At 51.9% G+C, this 18,587-nt stretch carries 14 protein-coding genes; 6 read left to right on the plus strand and 8 right to left on the minus strand.

The genetic code is table 11. From position 1 onward, the window contains the following. Nucleotide 1: 1 nt before the first annotated feature. From WC7_RS22950 to WC7_RS22940, 3 genes are read right to left on the minus strand one after another with little or no spacing between them, the layout of a single operon-like run. Nucleotides 2-1,711 (minus strand): sugar phosphorylase, encoded by a 1,710-nt coding sequence (locus WC7_RS22950; protein ID WP_016151479.1) that lies wholly within the window; start codon nucleotides 1,709-1,711, stop codon nucleotides 2-4. Further along, entirely contained in the window at nucleotides 1,708-4,317 is a 2,610-nt protein-coding gene (locus WC7_RS22945) for a glycoside hydrolase family 38 N-terminal domain-containing protein (protein ID WP_016151480.1), read from the minus strand. Before WC7_RS22945 ends, WC7_RS22950 begins: the two co-directional genes overlap by 4 nt. 1 nt (nucleotide 4,318) lies before the next feature. Then, complete coding sequence (locus WC7_RS22940) at nucleotides 4,319-5,728, minus strand: PTS fructose transporter subunit IIC (RefSeq protein WP_016151481.1); 1,410 nt, start codon at nucleotides 5,726-5,728, stop codon at nucleotides 4,319-4,321. 180 nt (nucleotides 5,729-5,908) lie between these two features. Here WC7_RS22940 and WC7_RS22935 point away from each other — a divergent pair, with 180 nt between their 5' ends. After that, complete coding sequence (locus tag WC7_RS22935; RefSeq protein WP_032946888.1) at nucleotides 5,909-6,568, plus strand: MurR/RpiR family transcriptional regulator; 660 nt, start codon at nucleotides 5,909-5,911, stop codon at nucleotides 6,566-6,568. Nucleotides 6,569-6,572: 4 nt separating this feature from the next. On the opposite strand, the gene WC7_RS22930 is transcribed toward WC7_RS22935, so the two are convergent. The 4 genes from WC7_RS22930 to treR form a co-directional block, all read right to left on the minus strand. After that, nucleotides 6,573-7,316 carry an oligogalacturonate-specific porin KdgM family protein gene (locus tag WC7_RS22930; protein ID WP_016151483.1) on the minus strand — a complete coding sequence of 248 codons (744 nt, stop codon included), beginning with the start codon at nucleotides 7,314-7,316 and terminating at the stop codon, nucleotides 6,573-6,575. A 161-nt stretch (nucleotides 7,317-7,477) separates the two neighbouring features. Continuing rightward, nucleotides 7,478-9,130: an alpha,alpha-phosphotrehalase gene (gene treC / locus WC7_RS22925; RefSeq protein ID WP_016151484.1), complete on the minus strand. Its 1,653-nt coding sequence runs from the start codon at nucleotides 9,128-9,130 to the stop codon at nucleotides 7,478-7,480. A 49-nt stretch (nucleotides 9,131-9,179) separates the two neighbouring features. Continuing rightward, complete coding sequence (treB, locus tag WC7_RS22920) at nucleotides 9,180-10,598, minus strand: PTS trehalose transporter subunit IIBC (RefSeq protein WP_016151485.1); 1,419 nt, start codon at nucleotides 10,596-10,598, stop codon at nucleotides 9,180-9,182. Nucleotides 10,599-10,755: 157 nt separating this feature from the next. After that, a complete protein-coding gene (treR, locus tag WC7_RS22915) occupies nucleotides 10,756-11,703 on the minus strand; it encodes a trehalose operon repressor TreR (RefSeq protein ID WP_016151486.1) in 948 nt (315 codons plus the stop codon). A gap of 191 nt (nucleotides 11,704-11,894) precedes the next feature. On the opposite strand from treR, the gene mgtL reads away from it, so the two are divergent. The 5 genes from mgtL (at nucleotide 11,895) to WC7_RS22895 (ending at nucleotide 18,043) form a co-directional block, all read left to right on the plus strand. Continuing rightward, nucleotides 11,895-11,948, plus strand: a complete 54-nt coding sequence (mgtL, locus tag WC7_RS27270) for a mgtA regulatory leader peptide MgtL (RefSeq protein ID WP_350186061.1) — start codon at nucleotides 11,895-11,897, stop codon at nucleotides 11,946-11,948. 144 nt (nucleotides 11,949-12,092) lie between these two features. Next, complete coding sequence (gene mgtA, locus WC7_RS22910) at nucleotides 12,093-14,801, plus strand: magnesium-translocating P-type ATPase (protein WP_016151487.1); 2,709 nt, start codon at nucleotides 12,093-12,095, stop codon at nucleotides 14,799-14,801. A 375-nt stretch (nucleotides 14,802-15,176) separates the two neighbouring features. Beyond that, nucleotides 15,177-16,154 (plus strand): TRAP transporter substrate-binding protein, encoded by a 978-nt coding sequence (locus tag WC7_RS22905; protein WP_016151488.1) that lies wholly within the window; start codon nucleotides 15,177-15,179, stop codon nucleotides 16,152-16,154. A gap of 62 nt (nucleotides 16,155-16,216) precedes the next feature. Continuing rightward, nucleotides 16,217-16,726, plus strand: coding sequence for a TRAP transporter small permease (locus WC7_RS22900; RefSeq protein WP_016151489.1), 510 nt, complete (start codon nucleotides 16,217-16,219; stop codon nucleotides 16,724-16,726). Nucleotides 16,727-16,756: 30 nt separating this feature from the next. Beyond that, on the plus strand, nucleotides 16,757-18,043 hold the full coding sequence (locus WC7_RS22895; RefSeq protein ID WP_016151490.1) for a TRAP transporter large permease: 1,287 nt from the start codon (nucleotides 16,757-16,759) through the stop codon (nucleotides 18,041-18,043). A gap of 91 nt (nucleotides 18,044-18,134) precedes the next feature. On the opposite strand, the gene ridA is transcribed toward WC7_RS22895, so the two are convergent. Beyond that, entirely contained in the window at nucleotides 18,135-18,521 is a 387-nt protein-coding gene (gene ridA, locus WC7_RS22890) for a 2-iminobutanoate/2-iminopropanoate deaminase (protein WP_016151491.1), read from the minus strand. Nucleotides 18,522-18,587 lie beyond the last annotated feature (66 nt).

Below are 18,587 nucleotides of genomic sequence, written 5' to 3' on the forward strand. Positions count from 1 at the left end.
GTTATGCCTCCGGTTGCGTTGTGGTACGGATCCAGACGGTTTGCCAGCCCGTTAGCTCGCAAACGCCGTTAAAGGCTTTTCCCGACAAAAGATCTATTCCTCCGATGGGGAGAGAAAGTGATTGCGGGAGACCGGTGACATTTACCACGCAGTACACCGTTTCCCCCTCTGTCGAATGGTGGCGTTCAACACCAAAAAGCGCATCAGGTAGTTCAAGAACGCGCTGTGTGGCGAAAGGTGAAAAAGCCGGATGTTGCTTACGTATACGCAGTAAGTTCGTCAATGCGGCATAGATCCTGGCCTGTTTTGACTCAGGCGTAATAAGTGTGTTGTGAAGGGTAGCAAAATCCAGCTTTTCACGGTTAATGCGGCGATTTATCCCTGACGCGTTCAACCCTGCAATATCATTTTCGCTACCGAGAAGGCTGTGGTAGTAAATTGCAGGTACGCCCCGCAACATAAAGAGGATGGCGTGAGCGGCGGCAAATCTGGCGACCTGCGTGTCGGGAGCTTCTCCCGGTTCGCTCAACGCACTCAGAAAGTTAATATTCATCTCGTACGGCGACTGGCTGCCGTCCGGATTGGTGCGCCAGGAAATACGCCCTTGCTTGCGCTCCACTTCACTGACCAGAAACGTTTTTTCTTCCGTAGAGAGAATATTTTCAACGGGTCGCAATCCGATGCCGTCGTGGCTGGCGAGGAAATTGAAAAACGTGGTGTTGTCAGGAAAGGTGTCCTGCTCCAGCCTTTGCGCCCACTGGCGTAGCCAGCGTGCGTTGCCACGCAGGAAGGCGTGCAGCGTCAGCGGCGGTAACGGGAATTGATACACCATATGAGCCTCATCCCCGCAGCCCAGATAGCTGATATTTTCCTGATGCGGCACATTGGTTTCGGTAATCAACAGGCAGTCAGGCCAGATCTCTTCCAGAATCGCCCGCCAGAGTTTGATGATCAGATGAGTTTGCGGTAGATGAATACAGCGGCTGTTTTTCTCTTTCCACAAAAAACCTACGGCATCGAGTCGAATCGCCCGAGCGCCACGGGAGGCATATTCCAAAAGAATATCAATACTTTCCAGTAAAACATCAGGTTCACGAAAATTGAGATCGATCTGATCGGCGCTGAATGTGGTCCAGATGTGTGCCGTTTCCCCTGTTGCTCGCTTGAAAGGGGTGAGCAACGGCAGCGTCCTGGGACGCGTCACCTGGTGGTAGTCGTCATCCGGATCGGCGTTAATAAAGTAGTTTTGATAGCGTGGCTCACCACGCAGATAGCCCAGGAACCAACGGCTTTGCTGTGAAATATGGTTTATCACAAAATCGAACATTAGATTAAAGTCGCCCGCCAGCGCGGCAATATCTGACCACTGCCCAAGATTGCGATCAACCTGTCGGTAATCCACCACGCTGAAACCGTCATCGGAAGTCCAGGGGAACATCGGCAGCAGGTGAATGTCACTGATCGTCCCCTTCAACCACAGTTTTGCAAACTGGTGGAGAATCGACAGGGGATTTGCCCCTTGCGCGCTGATGCTATCGCCATAGGCGATCATCCAGATACGGCTTTGATCTAACGCAACTGCTGTTGGCGTTTTCGGTTTCCAGCGTTGAGCAAGTTGCTCGATTTTTGCGGCGATTTCCTGATGATCTGCATGCGGGTAGAGCTGTGTCAGCGTCTCGCGGATAAATGCTTTATGTGGGGAGATATTCATACTTTTACGTCACGCTCCGGCAGTGAGAAAAGAAAATCGCATGTAGCGAAAGGCGCAATTTCGCGGCAGCGTTCAACGGATTCTTCCAGATAGTTAATCTGCGGTATCTGTTGCAGTAATGGCGGAAGTTCAACAGGATGCTCACCGGCATTGAAAATACGTAATATTGTTCCATTTATCGTCTGGGCGTGTGGCAGCGCCGAAAGGATGAGCGGTTCAGGCAGCGTTAGCAGGCTGCAGGTCTCTGGCAGGGAACGCGGCGTGAAATTAAGCGTGAAGCGCTCCAGACGGTTGTCCAGCGTGTTTAGCTTCTGGTTCTGCCAGCTGAAAGGCTGGCGTAACGCTCGAGCCTCAAGGCGACGTAATGTCATATGATCGGCTCGTTTGGCGAGAGATAACGTCAGGCTAAAATGTAGGAGCTTGTGGAGCTGAGCCTCTGGCGTGTAAATAACGGTGTTATTGATGCCGGAAGCGCGTCCGGGTCGCCACGCCAGGTCGTCACGTCCCAGAACGCCAGTCGATTTGAAGAGCGTCAGCGCCACCTGCGATGTTGTATTTTGCAGGATCTGATACTCCTTCATACCCAGACTGTTAACGATCAGCGCGTTGTCGTTTTCCGCAATAGCAATAATGCCCTCGCTGGTTTCGATATCGACAGGTTTCTCACGATAGTTTTGCTGCCAGTTCGCAGGGGCGTCGGCAATGGGGCGGTGAATAATGCCGAAAGGCTGCGAAGCTATTGATTCGTGGGTGCGAATATCGCTGTTGATCAGCAGGCGCAGGCGGTGGTCGCAAACGTTGTTTTCCAGGCGGGTATCAATAAAAAGATGGGCTTCTCCACTACGGAGTTCGCAAACCACCTGTACCTGGCACTCTTGTGGCGCGCGTTGACTTAATGAATAGGGCAGGTTGAGCGTGATGCCCAACGTTAAGCGCTCAACGTGCTGGCTCTTTTCACAGGCATGAAGCGTGAAGTGATTGAACTTTTGCGGGATATCACCTTCCAGCGGCGAAAAATCATAGCTATCGCCTGCATCCGCACAATCTTCGAAAGTTAGCAGATCGGAGATAGTCCTGCCGGTACGCTTATCCCGCAGCGTCAGCGTTCCGCCAGCAAGCGTTAGCCGGTAGTGGTCATTTTCAATGTAGTTTTCAGCACAAGGACGTAGCATAGAAACCGCGCATGCGCCCTCGCGAACGCTGATATTAATATAACCCAGCGCGGGCAGTGCCTGCGTATCGATAGCGACCTGCGAGCGGTAATAGGGCGGTAGCTCAACCTCTTTTTCTCCCTGCGGCGTAACCTGAATCACGCGTCCACCGGAAAGCTCTGTTTGTTCAAGAATGCTATATGAAAGAGTCCGCCCACCAGCGCAGAGTTCAAGGGATGGCGCGCTGGTATATAGCGTGGCGTTGACAATCCCGGACCAGGGCGTCGCGCCAGGGTTCACCACAAAGAGATCGTTCTCCTGACTGCTGGCAATGGCCAGTTCTTTGATAACCAGATTCCACAGGCTTTGGCTGAGCTGATCCGTTTGTTCCAGTCGATGCAGAATATCCCGGTTGGTGGCATCGCTGTTGCATCCGCCGATAGAGTCATGGGCATGGTTGCGTAACAGGTTTTTCCAGATTTGATCAACCCACTGGAGGTTGACGTCAATATCATGATGGCGGGCCAACGCGATTGTCGGTTCCAGCTTGCTCAACAAAAATTGTTCGACATCGTAATTTTTCTTTTTAATGTCGTAACGAACGGAGCCAATGGTTTTGTGGATCCGGGTATAGCGCGGGGATTTCAGTTCTCCCTGCCAGCAGGTAAATCCATCAGCTTGCTGACGAAGCGTATCAACATACGCCTCCAGCGACGAGATATGGAACAGATCGCTTTCAGATGAGCGTTCGCTGACCGTCTGCAGAATCTCTGGCAGCAGGGGATCAATATTGACCTGATCGCCACCGCAGGGCAGGAGTAAGTCATGCAGACCAGAGCGTTGGCGGATGAGATTCACCATCGGAAAGATTTTTTCTTGCAGGTGGGCATCGTCCGGCTGAATATTTTTGGCCGCCCCGTAGCCAAACGGCATCGCGCAGGCGATGACCTGCGAACCTGACGGCGCTCGCCAGATAAACTGGCTCTGTGCAACCTGCGTGTCATGATCAATACCGCGCCAGAACACGATGTTATCCAGATTGCAACCGCGAAGCAGCGTCGGAAGCTGGCTGTTATGACCAAAGGTATCGGGGAGATAGCCCACCATCATGGCGTGGCCCAGTTTACGCGCGGAAAGTATGCCGTACTTCAGGTTGCGGATAATCGATTCGCCGTGAACGTTAAACGTATCCGTCTGGGTGTACCACGGGCCAATATAAAGCCGCTTGTTTTTGACGAGTTGCTTCAGGCGGTCAGCATATTGCGGATTGACGGCCAGAAAATCCTCAACAACCGCGGTTTGTCCGTCGAAATGGTAACAGGTGTAATCGGCGTTACGTTCTAATGTGTCGATAACATCGGCAAAATTTCGTGATGCCAGGATATTGCTGTCCTGTAGTGTGAAATACCACTCTTGATCCCAGTGCGTGTGGGCGATGACATGGATATGACTCATTTTACTTTCCTGAATTTGTTGCCAGTTTCGGGCTGAAGAAAAGCACGCCCAACGCGCACACCAGAGAGCCTGCGAAAACGCTGATCAGATAACCCGTAACGTTGGTAGCTAGCGGCCATCCCCAAATAGCGGGCAGCGGTAAGGATTGTTTGACGCCTAACGTTGTAGCAATCAGTGCGCCAGACATCGCGCCGACCATAAAGACGGGAATCAGGCGTGGGTTTTTCAGAATAAAGGGGATCGCCCCTTCGGAAATGCCAATGAATCCCAGTAGTAACGAGGTGCTACCGATGGTTTTTTCTTCACTATTGAACACATCAGGAAGACCGAAGCGGTTATTGAGCAATGCGGCAATGCCGACGCCGATTGAAGGGATGACGATAGCCAACTCTCTGGCCGTTAAATCGAAGGTCTCGCTCACGCCGTTAAGTCCCAGCGCCACCGATCCCGCCGCTTTGTTAATTGGTCCGCCGAGGTCGAAAGCGGTACCTGCTGCGATCATCAGAGAATAAAAATTGCGTCCGGAGTCCCCGGCGGAAGTAAAAAAGGTCACCATCGCCTGATTCAGTGCTCCAAAAATGGGGTTAATCAGATACTGCATCACAATAACCAGCGTGATACCGGTGCACAGTGGCACGATCAACATGGTTTTGATGGTAGTGATTTGCTGGCGTACTTTTATCGTATCGTTAAGCCATTGCACCAGGTGGCCGACAAAAAAGCCGATAGCGATTGCACCAAAAAATCCCGAAGGCATAAAACCTTCGAGATTAAAAAAGCGCTTGTAGACTTCGTCAGACATAATTCCGCCGATAAGGCCGGGTATCAGCGCAGGTTTCCCGGCAATCGAAAAGGCGAGATACATAGCGAATACTGGGTACATGAACTTGATAACCATAAAGCCCAGTTTATCCAGCACCTCAAACGGCGTACCGGCGATGGGGATAAATTGCCCGGTTATTTTAGCCACCGCCATGAGCAATCCGCCCAGAACGACGACAGGCAACATATAGCTGATTGCCGCCATAATATGGCCAATAAATATTTGCCATGCGGAACGACGCTCTTCCGATTCGTCAGTTATTTGGGTGGATCCTTTGCTTAAGGCTAGCGCCTGGCGAATATAGCGCTCGGTATTTTTAATCAGTTCCTGTGTACGAATTTTAAGATGTTGCGTGTTTTCGAATCGTTCAGCATCCTGGATGGGAACGTCTGTTGCCAGTATGACAGCGTCAGCGCTGGCGATATCTTGCCGGGAAAGCTTATTTTTGACTCCGTCGCTTCCTTGTGTTTCTACTTTAACGTTAAAGCCATTTTCTTTCGCCCATGTGACAATTTTGTTGGCCGCCATAAATGTATGGGCGATACCTGTAGGGCATGCCGTTACTGCAACAATTTTTAGTTTTGTCATTGTGAAATCTCTGAAAATAGGACTGCGAAAATTATAAAGAGAATTAAACAAACCAATAAACGTTTGGTGATACTTATTGCGTATGGACATACCTGTATCATGATAGTGTGATTCGTATTGCAGTGTCTGGCCTAGGATACGGGTATGATTATTCTATCTGTAGTTAAAGAGTGCTATTTTATGAATTCTTTTCAAGGTAGTGAAAGATTAATATTTGAATATATACAGTGTCATGCACATGAAATTTCTGGCATTTCCGCTAAAGTGATTGCTACTGAGACCTTCACTACGACGACGTCCGTGAATCGGGTGTGTAAGAAAATGGGGTATCAAAGCTATACGGAACTACGCTATAAATTTTCACGAGACCGACGCGTTGCCGAGCCGGTAAAATATAGTATTGGCAACGAAAAAGAAGAAGTAATTATACAATTGTGTAACCAGTTGAGTAATTCAAGTCATATATTTTTATATTCACGTGGTGCATCGCTGACCAGTTTGAATTACCTTTCTCGTTTTCTCTCACTGGCGAGTCTGCCCCATTTAATTCTCAATGATATTCATCAGCTTACTCGGGTCTCCCGAGGAACACTGGTGTTGATCAGTAAATCGGGAGAAACCGCTTCTTTAGTTGAAATGGCAAGAAATGCGTTGCGTAAAGGGCTAAAAATAATTGCGATTACCAGAAGAGAATCTTCGTTAGCGGCGCTGGCTACTTTGTGTTGGCCCCTCGACATTGATATCGATGCGATTTCCTTGTATCAACGGGAAGGCCAACTAGAGCTGCTGACCGTTGTTGACCGCATCGGTTGCTATTTGTTGCAACACGATGCGGCGTAAAACATCAGAGTTGCTTAACGATGCCCAGACGTACGGCATAATCATTTTCATGATTTCCGTTGTCATTGATGTAGGTTTTATCAAGAGACACTAGCTCAACATACGGTGTCCAACCATCGTCCAGTTTATAATTGAATGCCACGGTATGTTCCCAGTACGTATCATCCCCCGTTCCCTGGTCGACCCCGTCCTGCCAGCGGAAACGGGGATTATAAGACATACCAAACTTGCCAATATTATAAGCAAACCAGATATCGAACTGGTGAGATTCGCGGCGGGTATACCCGCTGCCGTCTAATTCTCTGTCACTGTGTGAGTCATTTACGGTGTTATAACGATAACGAGCGGAGAGATTAATCCCGTTGTCAAAAGATTTCCATCCCTGAATAAAAGGGCGGTAATGTGTGTTGCTGGTGGTAAATACCGTAACTAAGCCTGGTGCAATAGCATAACCGTCACCTAAGTCAAAACGCCAGCGTGTTTCTATTTCTTGAGCAGCTTCAGTAACACCTTTATCATCGGGGTCGTTACGATCGGTATCGCCAAAAAATGTGTCATTGTGATTTTGTGCGGCTTCAACAGAAAAATAAAAACCATTATCAGCTTGGTGCATGACCTTAATTCTTGAATCATTAACGTCAGAGTTAGTGTTATGACCAAAACGTAAATCAACAGCAGTATTCCCACACCATCCCTGGCTGCTAATCAGTAATGCTGAAAGAGTACATGTCCTAATAAGTTTTTTCATAATATCCTGCCGGGTTATATAATAAGAGGCAGGTGTATTTTTGTTTTATTCTCCAGCGCTTGTAAATTTTATCATGGTACATTTCAGGTATCGCTATACGTCACACCTGGATTGCATAATAAAAGATACGGATAAAGATGCTTATCCGTATCTTTGCGGCGTTACTTTTGCAACCACCAGACGGCTTCAAAAGGACGCAGCGTCATGTCTGTGGGTTGGCTGGCGACCTCGGCATAGTTGTGCATCAGCACCTGCCAGTTGCCGTCGGTCTGGGTCGGCTGCCAGCTCTGAAAGGTATCGCTCAGATTAGCAATGACCAGCAACCGCTGTCCTTGCCATTCACGTTGATAGCACCACAGATGCGGGCTGCCCGGTAGCAGATCCTGATAGTCGCCCCAGGTGATAACCGGCTCTGCTTTACGCAATGCGATCAGCTTCTGATAGGTATAGAACACCGAGTCGGTATCGCGCAGCGCTGCCGCCACGTTGATATCCGCTGCGTTGTCGCACAGATTGATCCACGGCTCACCCTGGGTGAAGCCCGCGTGTTTGCTGGCATCCCACTGCATCGGCGTGCGGCTGTTATCGCGCGATTTACTGGCGAGGATCGCCAGCAGCTCTTGCGCATCGCGCCCCTGGCCGTTCAGGGTGGCAAACATGTTATGGCTTTCCACATCGCGGTAATCGGTAATCTGGCGGAAGTGCGGATTGGTCATGCCGATCTCTTCACCCTGGTAGATGTAGGGCGTGCCCTGCATACCGTGCAGCACCATCGCCAGCATTTTTGCGGCCGGAACGCGGTATTTACCTTCATCGCCAAAACGCGACACGATGCGTGGCTGGTCGTGGTTACACCAGAACAGCGCGTTCCAGGCCTGATTGTGCATGCCTTGCTGCCAGTGGCGGAATAGGGTTTTGAGCGCCACATAGTCGGGTTTGGCTAACGTCCACTTCTCACCGTTGGGGTAATCCACTTTCAGGTGGTGGAAGTTGAAGGTCATCGACAGTTCGCTGCCATCGAGTGCGGCGTACTGCTGGCAGTTTTCCAGCGTGGTGGAAGACATTTCGCCGACCGTCATCAGGCCGCGGGGCGTGAAGACGTCGCGATTCATTTCACGTAAAAACGCATGCGCACGCGGGCCGTCGGTATAAAAACGCCGCCCATCGCCGTCGGGATCGCTCGGGAAGTCCTGATCTTTAGAGATAAGATTCACCACGTCGAGACGCAGCCCGTCTACGCCGCGATCGGCCCAGAACTCGCACACTTTTTTTAGCTCGGCGCGGACCGCCGGGTTCTCCCAGTTCAGGTCTGCCTGCTCCGGAGCAAAGAGGTGCAGATAGTACTGCTCGCTTTCGGCGTGCCAGCCCCAGGCGCTGCCGCCAAATTTGGAGCGCCAGTTATTCGGGAGACTGTCTGGCGTGCCGTCGCGCCAGAGGTAAAACTGACGATACGGGCTGTCTTTATCCAGCGCCTCGCGAAACCAGGGGTGCTGGGTTGAAGTGTGGTTAAACACCATATCGAGAATAATACGGATGCCGCGCGCTTTCGCCTGCGCCACCAGTTCGTCAAAGTCTGCAAGCGTTCCGTAGGCCGGATCGACAGACATGTAATCCGCGACGTCGTAGCCGTTATCAACCTGCGGCGAAATATAGAACGGCGTTAGCCAGATGGCATCAACCCCCAGCGTTTGCAGATAGTCGAGGCGCTGCGTCACGCCGCGTAAATCGCCGGTGCCGCTGCCGGTGGTGTCCTGAAAACTCTTGGGGTAAACCTGATAGATGACGCCGTTTTGCCACCAGTGGGGAATATTCATGGTTGTTTCCTGGAAATACGATGGGGCGCAACTGCGCCCCGAAGAAAAGTTAGACAATTTGTAGTGTGCCCATACGGTGTTTACGCTGATAAACGAATGAGGTCAGTACCATGGGGATAACAATCGCAATGACCATTGCCATGCCAAATACCTGCCAGTAAGTCGGCTGGATGGAGAGGATGCCTGGCAAACCGCCGACGCCAATTCCGTTCGCCAGCACACCGTTCAGGCCGCACAGCAGTCCGGCGAGACCGGAACCGATCATCGCGCACAGCATTGGGAAGCGGTATTTCAGGTTGATCCCGTACATGGCCGGTTCAGTGACCCCGAGATAGGCGGAAATCGCGGCAGGAACGGAGATTTCACGTTCATTGTGTTTGCGACTGGAGATGATGATCCCGACTACCGCAGAGGCCTGAGCGATATTCGACAGTGCGATCAGCGGCCATACCGGCGTACCGCCCATGCTCTGAATCATCTGCATGTCGATAGCCAGCGTGGTCTGATGCACGCCGGTTATCACCAGCGGGGCATACAGGAAGCCGAACAGCGCCGCGCCAATCGGGGCAAAGCTGCCGGTCAGCAGGTGACGGACCGCAAACGCGACACCGTCGCCGATCATGCGGCCAAACGGACCGATAAAGGTGTGCGCGAGGAACACCGCAAGGATCAACGAGCACACCGGGACGATCACCAGATACAGATAATCCGGGACGATGCGTTTCATGCGTGTTTCAATAAACCCGAGCGCCAGACCGGCCAGCAGTGCCGGAATAACCTGTGCCTGATAGCCCACTTTCTCAATGCTGAACAGGCCGAAGTTCCACACTTCCGGTACCTGTTGACCGAGTAGATAGGCGTTCATTAGCTGCGGTGAAACCAGGGTCACACCCAGCACAATACCGAGGATCGGCGTTCCGCCCATTTTCTTCACTGCTGACCAGCAGATCCCGACCGGCAGATAGAAGAAGATCGCTTCGCCAATTAGCCACAGGAAGTCGTAAAGGGTTTTCAGCGAAGGATGCATCTGCGCCAGCGTCTGCCCGTTGCTCATGGGCAGATCGCCAATCACATTACGGAACCCCAAGATCAAGCCGCCGCTAATCAGCGCTGGCAGCAGCGGGAAGAAGATCTCCGCAAAATGAGAAATCAGCTGTTCGTGCCATTTCATATTCTGCCGCGCGGCTTTTTTCGCCTGCTCTTTATCGGCGCTGGCCTGGCCGGTTGTCGCCAGCAGCGCTTTGTAGTAATCGCCTACTTCGGTACCAATCACCACCTGAAACTGCCCGGCGTTGGTGAAGCAGCCTTTGACCATCGGCAACTGTTCGATCTCTTTTGGCCTGGCATTCGCAGGCTGATTCAGCACAAAACGCAGGCGAGTAATGCAGTGACTTACCGTGGCGATATTGTCGCGCCCGCCTACCAGCTCAATCAGCCGGTCGATGTCTGCTTGTTTTATTTTGCTCATGATGATGTGTGTTCCCCGTAGGCCGGATAAGACGTTTTAGCATCGCCATCTGGCAACTCTCTCGTTGCTGTGGCCAGAGTATATCGTCGATGATTTTTTAAAAATGGGAACGTTCCCGAAACGCAGCGAAGATCACAAATTAACGCTCAGAAAGCGATCAGGAGAGGGTGGAAGGAATAACGATTTGTCGTAGTTCGCTACGGCCGTTGATCTGCTCGATCAGCTGCGAGGCCGCTTGTCGTCCGGCTTCGGCATATCCTGGATCGACGGTGATAATTTCCGGATGGAGGAATTTCATCAGCGGCGTACTGCCCACGCTCGCCAGCTGTAGATTCTCAATTCGCTGCTCTTGCAGATATTTGCTGACACCAAGGGCGAGGGTGTCCGTCGCGCAGACTAAGGCAGTGGTTTCCGGGGTGATGACGTTGGCGGCCTGCTCATAACCCTGCTTCATGGCAAGACCCGGTAGCGCGGCTACAGGATGCAGTTTGTGTTTCTTACAGAACGCCAGGTAGGCTTCATGGCGGCGCTTACCGGTGGTCACGTCGCTATGGGGAACGCCAAGAAAGCTGATATGGCGATGCTCGCGATCGTATAAACGCTGCATCAGGGTGCGAATGGCGCCTTCATCGTCATAGCAGACGGAGGCAAAGCCTTTGGCATCTCTTGCCAGCAGCACCAGCGAATCCTGCCAGAAGGCGAGCATGGATTCACTTATGCCGGTAAAACCAAACAGCACCACACCGTCAATATTGCGGCGTCTGAGCATGCCGAGATGCTCTTCAACCAGCTCGGGCGAGAACTGGCTTTCCATCATGATCGGGTCGTAACCCTGCTCATAAAAGGCGGGCAGCATGGTTTGCACGGCGAGATTTTCAGAAAGCGAGTCCAGACGCGTGACGATGATCGCCACCACCTTGTCACTTTGTCCACGCATGGCGCGAGCGGAGCGGGAAGGGGAAAAACCGTGCTGATTCATCACCGCTTCAACGCGTTCGCGGGTGCGTTCGCTCACGCCGCTTTCATTGTTAAGCACACGGGAAACGGTTGATTTTCCCACACCGCTTAAGCGGGCGATGTCTTTAATTGTCAGCCGGTTTTGCATCCTGTTTTCCCGTGTTGCGTGTGAAGTTATGCCAAATAGAGAATAACTTTACTCAAGCGCAGCGCAATGGGCAAAGTCTGGTATACGTTTGGTTTAGTTTCCATGGTTTATCATACTGCCATAATTGCCACAAACCTTATGGTTTTCTGCGTATAATCCGCAGCGCAAATCATTCACTTACCGGAGGCTATATGGATCCCGATCCCACCCCTCTCCCGAGATGGAGAAACCCCCCTTTCCGGTAAGCCTGTCTTTCACTGTCTTACCGGAGCAGTAAGACAGTGACGTTCTGACGTCCCTGTTGTGATTTTAATATTGCCATCAGGTAAGGCTTTGCCACGCCTGAAGGATTTACTGCGCCTGTTGAGACTGGCGTAGAGGGACTGCCTATGTTCAAAAATATTACTCGCCAGCTATTTGCCCGGCTAAACCGCCATTTACCACATCGTTTGGTGCATCGCGATCCGTTGCCTAATGCCCAGACCGTTGCCAGCACGCCGATCCCGCCATCGCTGAGCGAACATTGTCTGAAAATGGCGCTGATGGACGAAGCCGCGCTGTGGAAAACGTTTGGCGCGCACCCGGAAGGATTAAACGCCGCAGAAGTGGAAAACGCTCGCGAATTACATGGCGAGAACCAACTGCCGGCGCAGAAGCCGTCGCCGTGGTGGGTGCATCTGTGGGTCTGCTACCGTAACCCGTTTAATATTTTGTTGACCATCCTCGGTGCGATTTCCTATGCCACCGAAGATCTGTTTGCCGCTGGCGTCATTGCTCTGATGGTCGTCATCTCTACGCTGCTGAATTTTGTGCAGGAGGCGCGTTCCACCAAAGCGGCAGATGCGCTGAAAGCGATGGTCAGTAACACCGCTACGGTGCTGCGCGTTATCAACGAGAAAGGAGAGAACGGCTGGGTTGAACTGCCGATCGACCAGTTAGTTCCCGGCGATATTATTAAGCTGGCGGCAGGGGATATGATCCCGGCCGATCTGCGTGTGGTGCAGGCTCGTGACCTGTTCGTGGCCCAGGCTTCGCTGACCGGTGAATCGCTGCCGGTGGAGAAAGTCGCAACCAGCCGCGACCCGCAGCAAAGCAACCCGCTCGAATGCGATACCCTGTGCTTTATGGGCACCAACGTGGTGAGCGGCACGGCGCAGGCCATCGTGATTGCGACCGGAGCCAATACCTGGTTCGGGCAACTGGCGGGCCGTGTCAGCGAGCAGGAAAGCGAGCAGAATGCTTTCCAGAAAGGGATCAGTCGCGTCAGCATGCTGCTGATCCGTTTTATGCTGGTGATGGCGCCGATTGTGCTCATCATCAACGGCTATACCAAAGGCGACTGGTGGGAAGCGGCGCTGTTTGCCCTGTCTGTCGCGGTGGGGCTGACCCCGGAAATGCTGCCGATGATCGTCACCTCGACGCTGGCGCGCGGGGCGGTGAAGCTGTCAAAACAAAAGGTCATCGTCAAACACCTCGACGCTATTCAGAACTTTGGCGCGATGGATATCCTGTGTACCGATAAAACTGGCACCCTGACACAAGACAAAATTGTACTTGAAAATCATACAGATATATCTGGTAAGCCCAGCGAGCACGTGCTGCATTCTGCGTGGTTGAACAGTCATTACCAGACCGGGCTGAAGAATTTGCTGGATACGGCAGTGCTGGAAGGCGTGGACGAAGAATCAGCCCGCCAGCTCTCTACCCGCTGGCAGAAAATTGATGAGATCCCGTTTGACTTCGAACGCCGCCGCATGTCGGTGGTGGTCGCTGAAGAAACCGATGTGCATCAGCTGGTGTGCAAAGGCGCGCTGCAGGAGATCCTCAGCGTCTGCACCCAGGTGCGCTACAGCGGTGAGGTTGTCCCGTTAGATGACAACATGCTGCGTCGGGTGAAGCGCGTCACGGATACGCTGAACCGCCAGGGGCTGCGCGTGGTGGCTGTGGCGACGAAGTACCTGCCAGCGCGTGAGGGCGATTACCAGCGTATTGATGAATCAGATCTGATCCTCGAAGGCTATATTGCGTTCCTCGATCCGCCGAAAGAGACCACCGCGCCAGCGCTCAAAGCGCTGAAAGCCAGCGGTATTACGGTGAAAATCCTGACTGGCGATAGCGAGCTGGTGGCGGCGAAAGTGTGTCACGAAGTGGGGCTGGATGCGGGCGATGTGGTTATCGGCAGCAGCATTGAAGGGTTAAGCGACGATGAGCTGGCAACGCTGGCCCAGCGCACCACGCTGTTTGCTCGTCTGACGCCGATGCACAAAGAGCGCATTGTCACGCTGCTCAAGCGCGAAGGTCATGTGGTTGGCTTTATGGGGGATGGCATTAACGATGCCCCGGCGCTGCGCGCGGCGGACATTGGTATCTCCGTTGACGGCGCGGTTGATATTGCGCGTGAAGCGGCTGATATCATCCTGCTGGAAAAGAGTCTGATGGTGCTGGAAGAAGGGGTGATCGAAGGACGCCGTACTTTTTCTAACATGCTGAAGTATATCAAAATGACGGCCAGTTCTAACTTCGGTAACGTGTTTAGCGTGCTGGTGGCGAGCGCCTTCTTACCGTTCCTGCCGATGTTGCCGCTGCACTTACTGATTCAGAACCTGCTGTACGATGTATCCCAGGTGGCGATTCCGTTTGATAACGTCGACGAAGAGCAGATCAAAAAGCCGCAGCGCTGGAATCCCAGCGAGTTGGGGCGCTTTATGATCTTCTTTGGACCAATCAGCTCGATCTTCGACATTCTGACATTTTGCCTGATGTGGTTCGTCTTCCATGCGAATACGCCAGAACATCAGACGTTGTTCCAGTCTGGCTGGTTCGTGGTAGGCCTGTTGTCGCAAACGCTGATTGTGCATATGATCCGTACCCGCCGCGTGCCGTTCATCCAAAGCCGCGCCGCATGGCCGTTGATGCTGATGACGCTGGTGGTCATGGTGGTAGGCATTGCATTACCGTTCTCGCCGCTGGCCAACTATCTGCAATTGCAGGCGCTGCCGCTGAGCTACTTCCCGTGGCTGATTGCGATTCTGGCGGGCTACATGACATTAACCCAGCTCGTGAAAGGTTTTTATAGCCGCCGCTACGGCTGGCAGTAATCCTCAACTTCTTTGCAGGAGGGTGTTAATACTCTCCTGCATTTCTCTTTTTCATTCGAAAGATATTCTCCCGAAATATTGGTGTTTTATTTTTATTGAAATGCTAACGCGGGTAATTAGTATCAAATTGCCTTCTTTGCGTTGTTTTTTTATCAATAAAACGATCTGCGTTGCAAAAATGAAACAGCGTACTAAAAATTATAAGCATCTGCGATTTTTTGTGAACGCAGTCATCGAAATAAATTGTTACACCAGTTAGTCTGCGCAGGTAACGTCGTTAAGAAAGTTTCTCGCTGCCCGTTTTTAATTCCGGCAGTCATTTGCTCTGCAAGCTATTCCTGTTAATGGATATTATGAACTTCTGGAGAAGGACAAATGAAACTGACAAAAAACCTGTTAAGTCTGTGTATTGGCGCGTCTGTATTACTGGCGAGTCATGCAACGCTGGCACAAACCTTTCGCGCCGCAGATGTGCATCCGGCTGATTACCCGAACGTTGTTGCAGTGAAACATATGGGGGAGAAACTTAGCGCCGCGACCGAAGGTCGTCTGGAGATCAAAACATTTCCTGGTGGTGTGTTAGGCGATGAAAAACAGATGATTGAACAGGCGCAATTAGGCGCCATTGATATTATTCGCGTCTCAATGACGCCAGTTGCCGCAATTCTCCCTGAAATAAACGTGTTTACCCTGCCATATATTTTCCGCGATGAGGACCATATGCATAAGGTTCTCGACGGCATGATTGGTCAGGAGATTGGCGACCGTCTGACAGCCAATACCAAATCACGACTGGTGTTCCTTGGCTGGATGGATGCGGGAACGCGCAACCTGATCACCAAGAATCCGGTAGTGAAACCGGAAGATTTGCACGGCATGAAAATCCGCGTTCAGGCCAGTCCGATAGCGCTGGATACCCTAAAAGCGATGGGCGCTAACTCCATTGTGATGGGCGTCAGTGAAGTATTTAGCGGCATGCAGACCGGCGTTATTGATGGTACGGAAAATAACCCGCCAACGTTTGTTGCGCATAACTATTTGCCGGTCGTGAAAAACTATACCTGGAGTAAACACTTTATTATTCCTGAGCTTTTTCTGTTCTCGAAAGCCAAATGGGATAAGTTAAAAAAAGAAGACCAGGAACTCATTATTAAACTCGCTAAAGAAGCCCAGGTAGAGCAACGTAAACTTTGGCAGGATTATAATGCGAAATCGCTGGAGACCATGAAAGCCAACGGTGTTCAGTTCCACGATATTGATACGGACTATTTCTATAAAGCCACGCAGTCAGTACGGGATAATTACGGTAAAGACCACCAGGATTTGATCAAACGTATTCAGGATGTGAAGTAATTCATCGGGTGGAGGATATCAACCCTCCGCCTGAGTCTTTTGATTAATTCGAGGTGATGATTATGGGTGAATGCTATTCATCGGTAATGGATTTTTTTTATCGAGTGTCAATGTGGATTGCCGGTATCGCATTATTGGTTATGGTCGCCATTATCCCCATTGGCATATTCGCGCGTTATGTCCTGAATAACGCGCTGTCATGGCCTGAGCCAGTCGCCATTCTTTGTATGGTGACATTCACCTTTATTGGCGCGGCGGTGAGCTATCGCGCAGGTTCGCATATCGCGGTAAGCATGGTGATTGACCGTCTGGGGGAATCTTCCCGCCGTTACTGCTCGGTAGTCGCAGACGTTATGTTAATGGCGATAAGCCTGTTCATTCTGTGGTACGGCTCCATGCTATGCCTCGAGCTGTGGGAACAGCCCGTGGCGGAATTCCCAATTTTAAGCGCCGGGCAAAACTATCTCCCGTTGCCGATTGGCTCTGCTATTACGCTGCTGTTTATCGTTGAGAAGATCTGCCGTGGCTCGCAGTACCAACGTCCTGTTGTCATGCTGGGATCGACCAGCTAGTTACCGCCCCCATTTCAGAAAGGAAAGCAGATGGATGCATTTATTCTCGTCTTTACGCTCGGCATTATGCTGGCGATTGGGGTACCGGTAGCGTACGCGGTTGGCATTAGCGCCATCATTGGGGCCTGGTACATTGATATTCCGCTGGAAGCGGTGATGATCCAACTGACCAGTGGGGTGAACAAGTTTTCGCTACTGGCGATCCCGTTCTTTATTTTGGCCGGGGCTATTATGGCCGAAGGGGGCATTGCGCGGCGGCTGGTAAACTTTGCCTATATTTTCGTTGGCTTTATTCGCGGCGGGCTGTCGCTGGTCAACATTGTGGCATCGACCTTTTTTGGCGCAATTTCTGGATCGTCGGTGGCCGATACCGCGTCTATCGGTTCGGTAATGATCCCGGAGATGGATAAAAAAGGTTATCCGCGCGACTTTGCTGCAGCGGTCACTGCCAGCGGCTCGGTGCAGGCGATCCTCACGCCGCCGAGCCATAACTCGGTTATCTACTCGCTAGCAACAGGCGGGACGGTGTCGATTGCCGCGCTGTTCATCGCCGGGATCCTACCGGGCCTGCTGTTAAGCTTCAGCCTGATGGTGATGTGCGTCGCTTTTGCGCACAAACGCGGTTATCCAAAAGGGGAGCGTGTACCGTTTCGCCAGGCGTTGAAGATATTCGTCGATACGCTGTGGGGCTTAATGACCGTTGTGATCATCATGGGCGGTATCTTGTCAGGTATCTTTACCGCGACGGAATCTGCGGCGATTGCCTGTCTGTGGGCCTTCTTTGTCACCATGTTTATCTATCGTGACTATAAATGGTCTGAACTGCCGAAGCTGATGTTCCGTACGGTGAAAACGGTCACTATCGTCATGATCCTGATAGGTTTTGCCGCCGCGTTCGGTGCCGTCATGACCTATATGCAGTTGCCGATGCGTATCACCGAAGCTTTCACCAGCATCTCGGACAACAAATACGTCATCCTGATGTGCATTAACATCATGCTGTTGCTGATCGGTACGCTGATGGATATGGCGCCGCTGATCCTGATTTTGACGCCGGTTTTGCTACCGGTGACCAACGCGCTCGGCATTGATCCGGTCCATTTTGGGATGATCATGCTGGTGAATTTAGGGATCGGCCTGATAACGCCGCCGGTAGGGTCGGTGCTGTTTGTGGCCAGTGCGGTGAGTAAGCAGAAAATTGAGCAGGTGGTGAAGGCGATGCTGCCGTTCTACTTCGTGCTGTTCCTGGTGCTGATGATCGTCACGTACATTCCGGCGATTTCGCTGTTCCTGCCGAGACTGTTTGGTGTGATGTGATAAATGCCCGGTGGCGCTCGCGCTTACCGGGCCTGCAAACTATGCTTGCGTAGGCCGGACAAGGCGAAGCCGCCATCCGGCACAAAAAGACTTAGCGACGAACGGCGATCGCTTCAATCTCGATTTTCACGTCTTTCGGCAGACGGGCAACTTCCACGCAAGAACGCGCCGGGAAAGTAGCGTTGTGCTCGGTGAAGAACGCTTCGTAGGTCGCGTTTACGGTTGCGAAATCGTTCAGGTCTTTAACGAAGACGGTAGTTTTTACGATGTCGCCCACTTTCAGGCCTGCTGCTTCAACGATAGCTTGTACGTTTTCCAGCGACTGACGCGCCTGAGCGGACACGTCTTCCGATACGGCACCGGTTTTCGGATCGACCGGGATCTGACCGGAAGTGATTACCATGCTACCCAGGTCAACGCCCTGAACGTATGGGCCGATTGCTGCTGGTGCATTTTCCGTCGCGATAGTCTTGCTCATGATTTCTCCTGAATTACAGCGGTAATAGAATGTTCCCGGCCATTATAGGGAGCCGGGAAATCATTA

It is taken from the genome of Citrobacter sp. KTE151, assembly GCF_000398845.1.
In the GTDB taxonomy this organism is placed as follows: Bacteria; Pseudomonadota; Gammaproteobacteria; order Enterobacterales; family Enterobacteriaceae; genus Citrobacter; species Citrobacter braakii.

Coding starts and splice junctions, on each gene's coding strand:
- WC7_RS22950 (WP_016151479.1), bottom strand. CDS start 1,711: ATGAATATCTCCCCACATAAAGCATTTATCCGCGAGACGCTGACACAG.
- WC7_RS22945 (WP_016151480.1), bottom strand. CDS start 4,317: ATGAGTCATATCCATGTCATCGCCCACACGCACTGGGATCAAGAGTGG.
- WC7_RS22940 (WP_016151481.1), bottom strand. CDS start 5,728: ATGACAAAACTAAAAATTGTTGCAGTAACGGCATGCCCTACAGGTATC.
- WC7_RS22935 (WP_032946888.1), top strand. CDS start 5,909: ATGAATTCTTTTCAAGGTAGTGAAAGATTAATATTTGAATATATACAG.
- WC7_RS22930 (WP_016151483.1), bottom strand. CDS start 7,316: ATGAAAAAACTTATTAGGACATGTACTCTTTCAGCATTACTGATTAGC.
- treC (WP_016151484.1), bottom strand. CDS start 9,130: ATGAATATTCCCCACTGGTGGCAAAACGGCGTCATCTATCAGGTTTAC.
- treB (WP_016151485.1), bottom strand. CDS start 10,598: ATGAGCAAAATAAAACAAGCAGACATCGACCGGCTGATTGAGCTGGTA.
- treR (WP_016151486.1), bottom strand. CDS start 11,703: ATGCAAAACCGGCTGACAATTAAAGACATCGCCCGCTTAAGCGGTGTG.
- mgtA (WP_016151487.1), top strand. CDS start 12,093: ATGTTCAAAAATATTACTCGCCAGCTATTTGCCCGGCTAAACCGCCAT.
- WC7_RS22905 (WP_016151488.1), top strand. CDS start 15,177: ATGAAACTGACAAAAAACCTGTTAAGTCTGTGTATTGGCGCGTCTGTA.
- WC7_RS22900 (WP_016151489.1), top strand. CDS start 16,217: ATGGGTGAATGCTATTCATCGGTAATGGATTTTTTTTATCGAGTGTCA.
- WC7_RS22895 (WP_016151490.1), top strand. CDS start 16,757: ATGGATGCATTTATTCTCGTCTTTACGCTCGGCATTATGCTGGCGATT.
- ridA (WP_016151491.1), bottom strand. CDS start 18,521: ATGAGCAAGACTATCGCGACGGAAAATGCACCAGCAGCAATCGGCCCA.